This window comes from Enterobacter cloacae complex sp. 309I3, from assembly GCF_050031595.1.
GTDB classification, from domain to species: domain Bacteria; phylum Pseudomonadota; class Gammaproteobacteria; order Enterobacterales; family Enterobacteriaceae; genus Enterobacter; species Enterobacter cloacae.
On sequence record NZ_JBLGWI010000002.1, the window covers coordinates 52,511 to 65,112 of the forward strand.

General features: G+C 46.9%; 17 protein-coding genes. 9 read left to right on the plus strand and 8 right to left on the minus strand.

Features of this window, described 5'->3' with window-relative positions:
* Position 1: 1 nt before the first annotated feature.
* From ACQG22_RS23990 to ACQG22_RS24030, 9 genes are all read left to right on the plus strand, one after another.
* A complete protein-coding gene (locus tag ACQG22_RS23990) occupies positions 2-1,390 on the plus strand; it encodes a hypothetical protein (RefSeq protein WP_000083579.1) in 1,389 nt (462 codons plus the stop codon).
* Positions 1,391-1,790: 400 nt separating this feature from the next.
* A complete protein-coding gene (locus ACQG22_RS23995) occupies positions 1,791-2,084 on the plus strand; it encodes a helix-turn-helix transcriptional regulator (protein ID WP_012477377.1) in 294 nt (97 codons plus the stop codon).
* A 4-nt stretch (positions 2,085-2,088) separates the two neighbouring features.
* Positions 2,089-3,414, plus strand: a complete 1,326-nt coding sequence (locus tag ACQG22_RS24000; RefSeq protein WP_000088044.1) for a type II toxin-antitoxin system HipA family toxin — start codon at positions 2,089-2,091, stop codon at positions 3,412-3,414.
* 60 nt (positions 3,415-3,474) lie between these two features.
* The gene (locus ACQG22_RS24005; RefSeq protein WP_000134171.1) at positions 3,475-3,681 is read left to right on the plus strand and encodes a hypothetical protein; all 207 of its coding nucleotides are present in this window, start codon (positions 3,475-3,477) and stop codon (positions 3,679-3,681) included.
* A 100-nt stretch (positions 3,682-3,781) separates the two neighbouring features.
* The gene (locus ACQG22_RS24010) at positions 3,782-4,192 is read left to right on the plus strand and encodes a hypothetical protein (RefSeq protein ID WP_000985909.1); all 411 of its coding nucleotides are present in this window, start codon (positions 3,782-3,784) and stop codon (positions 4,190-4,192) included.
* A 12-nt stretch (positions 4,193-4,204) separates the two neighbouring features.
* Complete coding sequence (locus ACQG22_RS24015) at positions 4,205-5,020, plus strand: HNH endonuclease signature motif containing protein (RefSeq protein WP_001641519.1); 816 nt, start codon at positions 4,205-4,207, stop codon at positions 5,018-5,020.
* Positions 5,021-5,272: 252 nt separating this feature from the next.
* Entirely contained in the window at positions 5,273-5,698 is a 426-nt protein-coding gene (locus ACQG22_RS24020) for a hypothetical protein (protein WP_000278471.1), read from the plus strand.
* Between the two features lie 548 nt (positions 5,699-6,246).
* Positions 6,247-6,555 carry a hypothetical protein gene (locus ACQG22_RS24025; protein WP_001224686.1) on the plus strand — a complete coding sequence of 103 codons (309 nt, stop codon included), beginning with the start codon at positions 6,247-6,249 and terminating at the stop codon, positions 6,553-6,555.
* A 15-nt stretch (positions 6,556-6,570) separates the two neighbouring features.
* Positions 6,571-7,428 (plus strand): HNH endonuclease signature motif containing protein, encoded by an 858-nt coding sequence (locus ACQG22_RS24030; RefSeq protein ID WP_000784387.1) that lies wholly within the window; start codon positions 6,571-6,573, stop codon positions 7,426-7,428.
* A gap of 606 nt (positions 7,429-8,034) precedes the next feature.
* Here the strand turns inward: ACQG22_RS24030 and ACQG22_RS24035 are convergent.
* The 8 genes from ACQG22_RS24035 to ACQG22_RS24070 form a co-directional block, all read right to left on the minus strand.
* Positions 8,035-8,439 carry an H-NS family nucleoid-associated regulatory protein gene (locus tag ACQG22_RS24035; protein ID WP_001287391.1) on the minus strand — a complete coding sequence of 135 codons (405 nt, stop codon included), beginning with the start codon at positions 8,437-8,439 and terminating at the stop codon, positions 8,035-8,037.
* A gap of 177 nt (positions 8,440-8,616) precedes the next feature.
* Positions 8,617-8,910: a hypothetical protein gene (locus ACQG22_RS24040; RefSeq protein ID WP_001100635.1), complete on the minus strand. Its 294-nt coding sequence runs from the start codon at positions 8,908-8,910 to the stop codon at positions 8,617-8,619.
* A 25-nt stretch (positions 8,911-8,935) separates the two neighbouring features.
* A complete protein-coding gene (locus tag ACQG22_RS24045) occupies positions 8,936-9,241 on the minus strand; it encodes a hypothetical protein (RefSeq protein WP_223152485.1) in 306 nt (101 codons plus the stop codon).
* The gene (locus ACQG22_RS24050) at positions 9,213-9,668 is read right to left on the minus strand and encodes a hypothetical protein (RefSeq protein WP_000916941.1); all 456 of its coding nucleotides are present in this window, start codon (positions 9,666-9,668) and stop codon (positions 9,213-9,215) included. Before ACQG22_RS24050 ends, ACQG22_RS24045 begins: the two co-directional genes overlap by 29 nt.
* A gap of 75 nt (positions 9,669-9,743) precedes the next feature.
* The gene (locus ACQG22_RS24055; RefSeq protein WP_306307795.1) at positions 9,744-9,962 is read right to left on the minus strand and encodes a hypothetical protein; all 219 of its coding nucleotides are present in this window, start codon (positions 9,960-9,962) and stop codon (positions 9,744-9,746) included.
* Positions 9,944-10,924, minus strand: a complete 981-nt coding sequence (locus ACQG22_RS24060) for an IS5-like element ISKpn26 family transposase (RefSeq protein WP_000019450.1) — start codon at positions 10,922-10,924, stop codon at positions 9,944-9,946. Before ACQG22_RS24060 ends, ACQG22_RS24055 begins: the two co-directional genes overlap by 19 nt.
* 45 nt (positions 10,925-10,969) lie before the next feature.
* Entirely contained in the window at positions 10,970-11,593 is a 624-nt protein-coding gene (locus ACQG22_RS24065) for a hypothetical protein (protein ID WP_000490639.1), read from the minus strand.
* A gap of 57 nt (positions 11,594-11,650) precedes the next feature.
* A complete protein-coding gene (locus ACQG22_RS24070; RefSeq protein WP_001371925.1) occupies positions 11,651-12,031 on the minus strand; it encodes a hypothetical protein in 381 nt (126 codons plus the stop codon).
* Between the last annotated feature and the right edge of the window lie 571 nt (positions 12,032-12,602).

A 12,602-nucleotide genomic window follows, 5' to 3' on the forward strand; every position in this document is an offset into this window, starting at 1 on the left:
CATGAGTCAGTCTCCTTATGATGATGAGTTCAGGGCCATCCGTTATATTCAGCTCCGTGGTCAGGATATCGCGAACGCTCACGAGACAATTAACAGTGATATAGAGAGCCTTAAGGCACAGTTGACCGGGCTAATCAGCGGCACTGAACTTGATGAAGCGGAGCATCTGGCGCTTAAAGAACATCATCTGCGAGAAATGACCCCTTCAGATACTGCCATGCATTCTACTGGTCTCAAGACTATATATAGCGAGGCTAACCAGCGTGTATGCGGTGATATTGGACTGGCCACAATACTCTCCACGGATGACTTGGCTGTTGTAGATGCCCGGATCCAGAATCATATTAAAGAATTTAATGATCGCTACGCACTCGACGCCTGGGATTATGCTATTGCCTGCGGATGCGGGCTCATAGCATCCATGCTGGATTTACTTTGCGTCAGAGCCCCGCCAAAACCTACGGTGAGCTTTACGGCAGAAGTGGATGGTATTTTCAATAAACAGGTGCAGAAAGCCTTCAATGCCATTTTGCCGGAGGACCTGAGTACAAAACTCTCAGATTTGTTCCCTATAGGGGCACCAGACAGTTCGATCAGCAGCGATTTAGTGGGTGCGGCCGGTGGCGTTTTGTCTCCCACAAATCACCGCTTAAGAGCTTTGTCACACGATCCCGTACTGGGCATTATTTTCGGTATAAAGGATATGCTGAACGGGACCTGTACGGTGGTTCAGAATGGACAGATCGTGGTTTATCCTTCCAGTAAAGGCGTTACAGACGAAACCAATATTTTCAGGCTCATCGCCAGAATGTTTGGACACCTGGCATCGGATGTTAATGCCCCCTCAGCAAAAGGAAACCGTGGCATGGGGTTACCGGCTCCTTTTATGGGGCTACTTCGTATGCTTGAGGGGATCCCTGTGGGGAGTTCTAACTTCGGCAAACAAATAGAGTACATGTATGTCAACGGGTATGACTTTCGTCAGTTTATCGTGACAAGTATTCCGATGAGCATAATGGAAGTTTTGATGCGGGTTTTCTATGTGGCGAAACAGGTATCGCTGGGAAAAGGAGCTTTTGGGGAGACCTTACTGGATACCATGCCGTTGCGGCTAAATCCACGCTTCCGGATGATGCTTGCCCTGGGTTATGGAACTTCCAGTGCTGTTAACGCAGGTAAAATGTATATCACCGGCAATATTCTCAATGCGAATTACGCCTCCTGGATGGGGTTGGCCTGGAATGGTTTTCACTCACTCAAGTGGTCCCTTTATCAGCGACACTTAAAGCTTTGGGCCGGTATTGAAAAGGCAGAACTGGAACGGCTTCAGAACAATATAGACAGCATCGAGGCATTGACCATCAGAGCAGGAAACTTGCCAGTCAAGTAACATTCACCGGAGCACCTCCGGAACCCCATAGCCCACCAGCTGCTAAAAATGTCTGCCTTTGCTTTTAATACTCTCTCTGCCTCCTCCCCGAGGCAGAGAGTAGCTCGTAGTTATTTATACAGCTCACAACAGGGCCATAAGATACTCCGCTTCTCGTTTACCGATGATCCTGATCTGTCAGCTCTCTTACCGGATGCTGTACGAGCGTAACGGCTTATTATTGATAGTTCTCTCATATCAAACCTCATAAAGATTTATGCTGCCACTTAGTAACAGCCTAAAGGTTGTACTCTCTATTTAACAGCTTTTAGGCTGTTAATTTGATATTACAGCTTTTAGGGTGTATGTTTAGAAAACAGCGTACAAGGTGTATCAGAGGAACTACTGAGGCCAGCTTATGATCAATAATGATTACCCGTTAAACACGCTCAACCAGTTGCGTCCCTTGCTCATTGGTTTTCGCAAGGCGAATGGCCTGACGCAAAAAGACCTGTCCGAAAGGTTAGGGGTCACTCAACAGACATACTCACGTCTGGAAGCCAACCCTGCCAGTGCGAGCATTGAACGGCTATTCAAGGTGTTTTCTATCCTGGGCGTAAAAATCAGCTTCTCCTCGACAACCGCCTCTTCAGAGGGGAAGCAGACGGAAGAAATGCTTAAATCAAACTCACCTGCACGACAGGAGAAATGGTAACGATATGAGCCGGAAACAGCAGCGTCTGGCAATCTGGATGAACGGAATCAAAGTCGGATACTGGGAAAAAAGTAAAGGGGTAGACAGCTTACAATACCTTCCTGACTGGAGTGCAGACGAACAGGGAAGGCCGCTGTCATTGTCCCTTCCTTTTACTCCCGGGAACCAGGTCTGGCGTGGAAATGTGGTACGTGACTATTTTGATAATTTACTCCCGGACAGCGAAGGCATACGCAGACGTCTGGCAATGCGTTACAAGGCCGATAGCCTGGAGCCTTTTGATCTTCTGACGGAGCTGGGAAAAGACTGCGTGGGCGCGATACAGCTGCTTCATGACGGAGATGAACCCACAGATTTATATTCCGTGAAGTATCACCCGCTTACTGAATCAGAAATTGCGGCAACTTTGCGTAATACCACGGAGACATTGCTACCGGGCAGGCCAGAAGATAACGACGACTTACGTTTATCTATTGCCGGTGCTCAGGAGAAAACAGCCCTACTGTGGCATGAAGATCGGTGGTGTATGCCGGAGGGTAATACACCAACGACGCATATATTCAAGCTACCGCTCGGACTTGTGGGGAACATGAAAGCCGACATGCGCTCGTCGGTTGAAAATGAATGGCTCTGCTCGGTACTTCTCGAACAGTACGGGCTCCCCGTGGCAAGAACGCAGATTGCTCACTTTGAAGATCAGAAAGCGCTGGTGGTAGAACGTTTTGACCGAAAATGGTCAGGAAACGGACAATGGATCATTCGTTTACCCCAGGAGGATATGTGTCAGGCCCTGGGCATTTCGCCATTACGAAAATATCAGGCGGACGGCGGGCCAGGTATATCGGAAATTATGGAAGTTCTGAGTAATTCAGACCGTGCTGAGCGTGACAAAGCGCAGTTTTTTATGACGCAGATAGTTTTCTGGATGATGGCCGCAACAGATGGCCACGCTAAAAATTTCAGTATTTCTATTGGGCCACAGGGACGTTATCACCTTACACCACTCTATGATGTGTTGTCGGCATGGCCGGTGATCGGTCATGGGAACAATCAGATATCCTGGCAGAAGTGCAAACTGGCGATGGCCGTACGTGGCAGTAGCAACTATTACCAGATATATCGAATACAACGACGCCACTGGATCAGGCATGGTGAGATAACCGGCCTGAGTAAACAGCAGACAGAGGCGATGATAGAGGAAATCATCGCCAGAACCCCGGGTGTCATTGAACGTGTTAGCGGGCTTCTTCCGGACCAGTTCCCCCAGCAGCTTGCGGAAAGTATTTTTGATGGAATGAGGCAGCAATGCAGGCGCCTGGCTGAGAAATGACAGCCGCAATTTATAGTGTGCATGTTTTCAGAATAGCTGATGTAAGCGTGAGGATTCAGTATGACTGAAGAACAAAAAAGAATAGAGCGGGCTATTGAGTTGGCTTGTCGTTACGGCGGAACCGATGAAATGCATCATCTGCAATGGGTCGTGGATCAGATGGTAAGAGAACTTGCTGGAGAACGTTATGCACAGATTGTAGCAGATGCCACCAGCGGAGAAGATGGGCCTGATACTTACAAATGGAGTGTTGGGATCGCGCCTTAGCATCTGTCAGTCTGGGGATGAAAACGTACTTAACATCCAGCGAATTCCCAGACTTCACATTAAGACTAGAGTAACGGCCGCAATCACGTGAGAGAAAAAAATGGCAATTTTAGCAATCATTGCAGTTATCGCCCTGGGTGGGTACGCCTGCGGGTTTATTAAAGCCCGTGAGCTGAGCGCTTTGCGTAAAGAAATGAAACTATACGTGGATCGCATGGAAGCGGCGGAGCTGGACTTACACGCAATCAGAAGTGTAGCGGAGCACCGGTTGCACGGTGCAGGTAAACAGTTTGCCGACCTTTACAGCCGTATCGACGGTGCAACTGTGACGCTGACACCCGAAGATCAGCTGTTACTGGCAACGATGCCATTTAATATTCAGGATGTAGAAGACATCGTAAACGAGCGCGGTCCAAAGACAATTAGCGGCCGTCCATTCTGGGAAGTTGAGCCAGGCCCGCATGACTATGAATATGGCCCGCAATATCCGTATTTCCCAGACCAGCGCTAGGAAGAGATCAAGATGAGAGAGCCAAGACCCCGCCATACCTTGCAGGTCATTCGAGTGCCTTCTCTGGAGGTTCAGGATCTGGGGCTGACCAGCTTTGATAGCTGGCTTGACGAGAACGGTTATGACAAAACGAATGCCAGAAATAACCGTACCATCTGGGCGAGAGAAGGCGGATGGCATCTGAAACGTTGCAGAAATCTGGAAACTGGCACGGACGATTTCTGGTTTATCGCTTTCGATGGTAAAGGCGGAAAGATATACCCGCTGAAAACCCAAAGAGACTACCGGGCTGCATATCGTAAGCTGGAAGCAGAAGGTTATGCACCTGCGGTCATCGAGCAAATGACCACAGGCGCAGCATATAACCTGGCCTATCCACGTTCCACCCTAAAACAAGCTGAGACGGCCACCAGCGAACCAAAGCGGAAACCTGACGTAGATATCCAGGGTGAGCACTGCGAGCGCGTAGTGACGCAACGTAGTGGCGTGGCACAGGGTAAATTTAAAGCTCTGCTCATCGAGAATTTCGCGGGCCGTTGTGCGGTAACCGGTTGGGTTAATGGCGGTGTCCTGGATGCGGCACACATTGAACATGGAACCCGGTACAATCCGTCTAATGGCATCCTGATGACTCCAACAATGCATGCTCTGTTTGATGCCGATCTTATGGGCATAGATCCGGCCACCCTGACCGTTCATTTTAAGCCAGGCATTGAGCTGGGCGAGCTGTTTGAAGGCCGTAAAATCACACCGCTGGTGTACGATCTGGACTTAGAGCGGCTGGCCGTACGCTGGGCAGGATACCAGGGCCTGGCTCATGAACAATGATGGGTTACAGCCGGGATGTGTGAAAACCCGTCAGTGAAACCTGCATGCGCCATACCTTTAAATTTAAACTCAAGAGCCAGGCTCAAGATAAAACCGAAATGAAAAGGTAAAATCCGGTGCACCAGATCTCTTAGGTTTAATACCTGAGCCGGTATACTGGCAGGCGCAGGCATGTGGGTATTATCCAGTCCATACATCTCCACACAGTGTTAACCGCAACATTTAAAGTTCAATAAGGACGGTTTCAATTTTATGTATAAAACAGCATTAGTGATGATTATCGGGATCCTCGGATGCAGTAAAGCATTTGCAGCCACTGAATTACAGCTCCAGCAAAAACGCGTTATGCAGTTCTGTGCCAACGCCAGTCTTCCATTGTTAGTTGCGGGTACAACGTACGCGAATACGTCTGACAACGGGCGACCAGAAAAAGAAAGATTGGCAATCCTGAAAAATTCAGTTGCAAGCTCGACAGCTTATAAAATGGCATCTCCCGGAGTTCAGATTGCCATGATGAGCGTGGTGGAAGATATTGCCGATCCGAAAGAATTAGCTCTACATCAAAAAGAAGTTAGACGTCTTGGGGCTAGTTATCTTTCCGACAGCGGTGTTTCATGGGCTTCAAAAACTGTTTCACCATTTACAGCCTGGTGTAACTTTAACCGTTTAGAAAGTTAAGGCTGGCAAGGCGGTTCCTGTTCAGGAAAGTTACTTTCCGTGCGGGGACCGTAAGATACAGATAAAGCTTAAGGCCTTTGAATTTCTGGAAAGCATTTGAAAATTTCATTGCGCTTGTCTGATATGAAACAGCCCCTGCATTTCTGCAAAGGCTGAAAGAGTGTGTACGGACTTTGGAAGGAGTGATGATATACGCCTGAGCCATCCCATCACCGCAGACAGGGTAATTAACCCTGACTAAAGCTTTCACCTATTCCGTCGCTCGCAAGCGGCTTTCGCACACTAACGAAGGTATGGCCTTTCGTCGGTGTTAAATTTTTCAAACTTTGCTTACTTTGTCAAGGAAGGTGACCGCAGTAGTAGGCACAACTACTTTAATCTGTATGAATAATAAGGTAGAACCGGCCAGTGAATGAATGCTTTCCCTGAAATCAGGCGGACAACCTTCAGGAATATTGATAGCAAGACTGAATCTCTCGCTGCGGCGATAAACATTTCGCCATAACCCTGAACGAGAGTGGTTCATCCATCATATACAGGAGCGTTACATGCGCAAATTTAAGTACATAATCTGTCACCAGTGCGAAGGCCACGGGACCATGGAAAACCCGGCCTTTGAAAATGGATTCACCCAATCAGAAATGGCTGAGTGGGAGCCAGAAATGCGTGAAAAGTATTTTGCCGGAGCATTTGATGTTCGCTGTGACGTTTGTGCCGGTGACGGTAAGCTCAGCGTACCAAACGTAGCGGCTATGTCTTTTTCAGAACGACGGGTTCTGGCAGCACGGCGGCGTGATGAGCGTCTTCAGGCTGCTGATGAACGGCTGTCCCGCCAGGAACGAGCAATGGGGTACTGAGGTGTTACAGCAAAGATGAAAATGACGAAGCCAAAACCGGTAAGCCGGATGAAAAGACCGTTTATTAGTGAGCTTGCAGAGCTGGGTTTATCGGGTGAAATTCTTTCAATTCGAACTGACGGCATGCAGGGGACGCTCATACCCGATCTTACCGCAGGGGTGAGTGAAGCAGGCCGTGTGAAAACCGGCAACTGGGTAATCTCTGACAAGAGAACCTTCGACCATGTCGTTCTGTGTGTTGAAAGACAAGATGAGAACCATGATGTGTACGTAGGTAAATTCATCCAGTTACATGTAGCCGCTAATAAGAGCCTTAAGATCGTCGAAATGGGCGATGTGAAACTGGTGGCCATAACCAGCTCGATTCCTACCACTTTTAATGGTGGGATAAAGAGATACAAAGGGGTTACGTATGTGTCACTTTCCCAAACAGCTCAAACCACTATCGACTTCCCGAAGCGTATCTACAAAGAGGGCCAGGAATGTACTTCTGTCACCAGTCCTGACCAAGGTCCTTTCGCCCGGGATGTTAGGTTGAATTGCTACGGGCGATGTGTTGTCACCGGCGTAAGGTCCCCCTGGCGTACTGAGGCCGCGCACTTAACGCCACGTCATGAAGAAGGCATTCCCGACGTAACGAACGGAATTTTACTTCGCCGTGATATCCATACACTGTTCGACAATGACCATTGCGCCATAAACCCTGACACTATGAAAATTTACTTCAGCCGGGAGGCCCGGGAGTTGGATGATGATCTCCTGAAATGGCATGGGAATGAGATAGAGACGACACGCATGCAGGTTCCGGTTAACATCGAAAACCTTCGGATACGATGGCAAAAATTTAAGGCTAAGGATCGTCAGCGTAAATAAAGCCATAAGCTGAACCACGGCGAGGATTAGTCTTGTTCACTAAATGACAGCGAGAGATTAAATGCAAACCCAAAAAGATATTACAGTTGGCCAGATCTGGGAAGAAGTGGATCCAAGACTGATCCGGAAAGTGCGAGTTGTTGAGGTGGCCTCGTTAGAAGGGCCCAAAGGCATCCTAATCGAAAACGTGGAGTCTGGTCGTAAGAACTGGGCGTCGTCATCCCGCTTTAATGGAAAGCGTGGAGGGTATCGTCTTATTTCCTGAAGGTTTTGCCAATATGGGAAACTGAAGAGGTTGAAACCATCCCGGTGAGGGAGCATATCTGGTAAAGAAGAGTCTTTAAAAAGGTTTTACGCGACCTGGGATAATAAACGGGAAAACGATACCCAAAAAAAGAATACAGCGATGATAACGATAAGGAATGGTAAGGGCTTCAATATTTTGAGAAATGACCTGGCTTCCTTTGCATCTGCATTTCTAATCAAACTGTCCACATAGGGATCACAGCTCTTAGGTTCTGAATTTTTCATATGTTCTGTACCTGAAATTGATTCCGTATGAGAAAAGGCCACCGAAGTGGCCTCTATCAAAACTGGTGGCAAAAGTTAGATCAGGAAATCATCAAGACTTTTACCGGCTGCAATTTGTTCTGCCAGAGCTTTGGGGGTACGGCCCTGTCCAGTCCACGTTTTTGTTTCGCCATTTTCATCAGTAAATGAGTATTTGGCCGGGCGTGGTTCACGGCTTTTCTTGGTAGCCGTAGATTTGGCCTGGAATGAGCCAAGCAGCTCTTCCGGGTTGATACCATCTTCTTCCATTAACTTACGCAGGGCGTCAAGTTTCTCCTGACGAGCTTGCAGTTCGGCAGCTTTGGATGATTCTTCCTGACGACGCTCATCAACAATGACATTAAGCTTTTCGAGGATTTCCTCAAGTACTTCTAAAGGCAGCTCGCGGCCCTGGGCGCGAAGAGTACGAATATTGTTTAACGATTTGAGTGCTTCAGACATACGACCTCACTTTCTAATTCTTTGATAAGGATTTACTTAATCATAATACACTCTATAAGGAAAAAGATGCCAGCTTTATGTCTTCAGGTACAAAGATATCTTGCTAAGAATACTCCTTATCTTCCTTGTGCAGACTGTTTCGTGCTTTCGATGTTGTTCATGAGTCTTAAAATCTGCTCACTGTTTAGGGTACTCATGCTGTAAATCATCAAGAAGGAAGCGCAGAACAACATAAGCAATCGGAAAAGGAAACCATGCCAGTGACAGGCCATATATGGCGGAGATAAACATAGGGTAATTTAACTCACTTACAAAATTCGCTTCATTGTATTGTTGAATCGAAATGGCAGAAGCAAAAATTATAATTAAAGTAAGAAAAATCCACTCTAGCCATCTCTTTTTATAACAAGCATAAGCGAAAGCTGTAGGGTAAAAAATAAAGCAAAAAATTCCAGCTGCAATTACGTTCATAAAAGTAACTTTCCTGATAGCGCAGTTATTTTTCGAATGCAGCATCATGAACAACTGCCATAACATTGATGATTGGCTTTCTTTTTCTGAAGAACCTTCCGCGCGGCAAAGTTTCTCCCGCTTTGAGACGATAAAGCCAGAAAACATAAGCCGGAGGAACATTGCTGTCAAAAATATCTGAACAAGTTTGAACTGTGATGCCTACTGTATTGTCTTTCCTCATCTCTTTAAAAGTGCCTTGCAATGCAGCGGATAACGTCATTTTTAAGAAACCTTTTTCTGTTTGAACGGATAGACTTGACTTAGCTGGCTTGACTGTAATGTTTGCCACTAAAGATCCCTCGTTCTGAGGATGCAGGCACTACAAAGTTACCGTCAGGTCTAATCATACGAGTTTGGATGAAATTTTTGCCGGATTTGGTTTTTTCAACCTGGTGCTCGATCTTCCATTCTTCTTTGACGGGACCGGATGACAAATGAACTAGAACCGGTACTTTTTTACGTGTTCTATCCAGAACAATACAATTTGATTTATCCGTATCAACGCTTCCCTGAAGAGTATTCAAAGAGCAATTATCATATCCCTCAACCGGAACTGCATTACCTTGGATATCAATTTTGAATCCTCCAGCTATTACAATTTCGGGTGCATTATCATTTAAAGTCTCGTCATAGGCAGCATCAACTACATCGCAAGCAGTAAGAGTAAGTGACGATGCCACAGCAAGACACAATAAAGAAAATCTGTTTTTGAGCATATTTGAGACCTTTTATAAAAATAAAATAACAGGAGAATTGTATCATTAACAGTCTAGTTCTAACGACTACCACTTTTAAGTATGTATTGAGCCAGTTTTATATTCAGGCACACCATATTGCACTCTAGGGAAGGTGCGAATAAGCAGGTCATTTCTTCCCAAGCTGACTCGCTGATTAAAATTTCGCGGATCTGGGCCGATTTTTTTCCCGCAAACACATCGAATCAGCCTATTTAGGCTATTTTTTCCACCATTTCTGGCGTTATTTCCGGTTTTTACTGAGATCTCTCCCACTGACGTATCATTTGGTCCACCCGAAACAGGTTGGCCAGGGTGAATAACATCGCCAGTTGGTTATCGTTTTTCAGCAGCCCCTTGTATCTGGCTTTCACGAAGCCGAACTGCCGCTTGATGATGCGAAACGGGTGCTCCACCCTGGCACGGATGCTGGCTTTCATGTATTCGATGTTGATGGCCGTTTTGTTCTTGCGCGGATGCTGCTTCAAGGTTTTTACCCTGCCGGGACGCTCGGCGATCAGCCAGTCCACATCCACCTCGGCCAGCTCCTCGCGCTGTGGCGCTCCTTGGTAGCCGGCATCGGCTGAGACAAATTGCTCCTCTCCATGAAGCAGATTACCCAGCTGATTGAGGTCATGCTCGTTGGCCGCGGTGGTGACCAGGCTGTGGGTCAGGCCACTCTTGGCATCGACACCAATGTGGGCCTTCATGCCAAAGTGCCACTGATTGCCTTTCTTGGTCTGATGCATCTCCGGATCGCGTTGCTGCTCTTTGTTCTTGGTAGAGCTGGGTGCCTCAATGATGGTGGCATCCACCAAAGTGCCTTGGGTCATCATGACGCCTGCTTCGGCCAGCCAGCGATTGATGGTCTTGAACAATTGACGGGCCAGTTGATGCTGCTCGAGCAGGTGGCGGAAATTCATGATGGTGGTGCGATCCGGCAGGGCGCTATCCAGGGATAATCGGGCAAACAGGCGCATGGAGGCGATTTCGTACAGGGCATCTTCCATGGCACCGTCGCTCAGGTTGTACCAATGCTGCATGCAGTGAATACGCAGCATGGTCTCCAGCGGATAGGGCCGTCGGCCATTGCCCGCCTTGGGATAAAACGGCTCGATGACAGCGGTCATATTCTGCCATGGCAGAATCTGCTCCATGCGGGAGAGGAAAATCTCTTTTCGGGTCTGACGGCGCTTAGTGCTGAATTCACTATCGGCGAAGGTGAGTTGATGGCTCATGATGTCCCTCTGGGATGCGCTCCGGATGAATATGATGATCTCATATCAGGAACTTGTTCGCACCTTCCCTAGCTCTTTCATCATCCTAGAAGAACTCTTAATTAAGTATTCTTCAAGTGGGCCAGCATATGCCCCTGATGTCACGATCGTTAGTTGCGTAAGAGGATGAGTCAAACTCTCAATGCCCTTCAGGATGTCATTCTGGACAGCAGCAATATAAACAGGCGAAGCCGCAATCAAATATTCATCATTCGGACTGGACTGCATTAACTGGCTTATAGTTGCGCAACGGTTATGCTTTCCTAGTGATTTTGTGATGGCTTTCCACCAGAGATCATGCCTGAATGGTACTTGATGAAATGTCGCCTCGTAAGAGGGCACCCGATCTCGACTATTTAAAAACCCCATCCCGGCAGAGATTATCCACAACTCCAGATTTCTGGTTGAGTTTAAAATTTCCTTTGCCGTAGACCAGTGATTACCTGAATACAAGGACAATGCCGGTACCGCCTGATTACTTCTGGCGTCGTCTACAATGTTACTCCAGGCATATGCTGCGTCGTCCGGGGTTTGTTTTGGATCTATGTCCAATGTCGGCCAGACGTGGCCCTGATGATTCTTGCCCTTTGTACAGGAAGTGATTAAGTGTACTGAGCGTTCAGAGAACATTATCTTCCTTACATACCCATAGAACAGCTTTCTAAGAACGGTGGGCTCGCCTGAAAATTACAAATCAGCCCCTTTCACGGCATCATTTTGATTCTTCGCGTCTGCCCCCAGTAAGATGACCGGTTTTCTGCATGACAGTGTTATTCCTAACAAACGCAACACAAAACCACGCCAGCCAGAGCAAATTTTTTCATTTGCTGCGTAAAGCCTATTGTTTTCTCTTTTAAGCTTCGCCCACTCGTTACAGAGGGTAACATCATCAAGCGCTGTTATATGCTTCGCCTCACCTTCGACGATAACGGTATGGATACCGTATGCTGTAAATCTCATACTATTTTCCAGAACCCAGTTGCGGTATTCGTTGAGTCCACCTTCGGAACCGGTAGCTCTGCGCCACATTTCAATTTGCTTGTGTGATGGGTCAAGTGTACTTGTCATTGAAGCCTCGTCTCAGCGATAACGCTTGAAATAGCCCGCTTTGGTCAAAATGAAATTAGCCATCTGACTGGCGATTTGATTGTATCTTACTCATAGTGCCCAACCTATAGGTTAAAAAGGGGCATTTTCGCTTTATAGCGTGTTCAACATCATCAATCATCCCAAGAAAGGCTGGCTTATTAAGCCGGTCCATCATTTTCTGTATATCTCTCATCAATTTTTATATCCGGCCTGAAGTGCACCGTTCAAGCACACCGATCAGGCAGTTAGTCACTAGTTAACTCTTTACTAGAGACTAAATTCCATTGATTTACGTGACAACGTCACGTCATTAAGGTTTGCAAATGCCTAATTTTCATACTATGGGATTTAATTAGGAGTAAATCCCACAGGTTTACATAAAGCTGACATTTAAAAGTGTTAAAAATCAATCAGATAGAAAGAAAAGGCTCTCCGGAAGAACTCTTCTCATTATTTCGCCGCCCGGGGTTATTGCTGACAGATCTGAAAGTGCTAATATGTTAGTCATTAGTAATTAGTAAAGCCTTTACTAAACGCGTTTCTACGTAAA

Bases quoted from the DNA above. Each gene is read 5' to 3' on its own strand.
- ACQG22_RS23990 (WP_000083579.1), top strand. From the start codon at position 2: ATGAGTCAGTCTCCTTATGATGATGAGTTCAGGGCCATCCGTTATATT.
- ACQG22_RS24000 (WP_000088044.1), top strand. From the start codon at position 2,089: ATGAGCCGGAAACAGCAGCGTCTGGCAATCTGGATGAACGGAATCAAA.
- ACQG22_RS24005 (WP_000134171.1), top strand. From the start codon at position 3,475: ATGACTGAAGAACAAAAAAGAATAGAGCGGGCTATTGAGTTGGCTTGT.
- ACQG22_RS24010 (WP_000985909.1), top strand. From the start codon at position 3,782: ATGGCAATTTTAGCAATCATTGCAGTTATCGCCCTGGGTGGGTACGCC.
- ACQG22_RS24015 (WP_001641519.1), top strand. From the start codon at position 4,205: ATGAGAGAGCCAAGACCCCGCCATACCTTGCAGGTCATTCGAGTGCCT.
- ACQG22_RS24020 (WP_000278471.1), top strand. From the start codon at position 5,273: ATGTATAAAACAGCATTAGTGATGATTATCGGGATCCTCGGATGCAGT.
- ACQG22_RS24025 (WP_001224686.1), top strand. From the start codon at position 6,247: ATGCGCAAATTTAAGTACATAATCTGTCACCAGTGCGAAGGCCACGGG.
- ACQG22_RS24030 (WP_000784387.1), top strand. From the start codon at position 6,571: ATGAAAATGACGAAGCCAAAACCGGTAAGCCGGATGAAAAGACCGTTT.
- ACQG22_RS24035 (WP_001287391.1), bottom strand. From the start codon at position 8,439: ATGTCTGAAGCACTCAAATCGTTAAACAATATTCGTACTCTTCGCGCC.
- ACQG22_RS24040 (WP_001100635.1), bottom strand. From the start codon at position 8,910: ATGAACGTAATTGCAGCTGGAATTTTTTGCTTTATTTTTTACCCTACA.
- ACQG22_RS24050 (WP_000916941.1), bottom strand. From the start codon at position 9,668: ATGCTCAAAAACAGATTTTCTTTATTGTGTCTTGCTGTGGCATCGTCA.
- ACQG22_RS24060 (WP_000019450.1), bottom strand. From the start codon at position 10,924: ATGAGCCATCAACTCACCTTCGCCGATAGTGAATTCAGCACTAAGCGC.
- ACQG22_RS24065 (WP_000490639.1), bottom strand. From the start codon at position 11,593: ATGTTCTCTGAACGCTCAGTACACTTAATCACTTCCTGTACAAAGGGC.
- ACQG22_RS24070 (WP_001371925.1), bottom strand. From the start codon at position 12,031: ATGACAAGTACACTTGACCCATCACACAAGCAAATTGAAATGTGGCGC.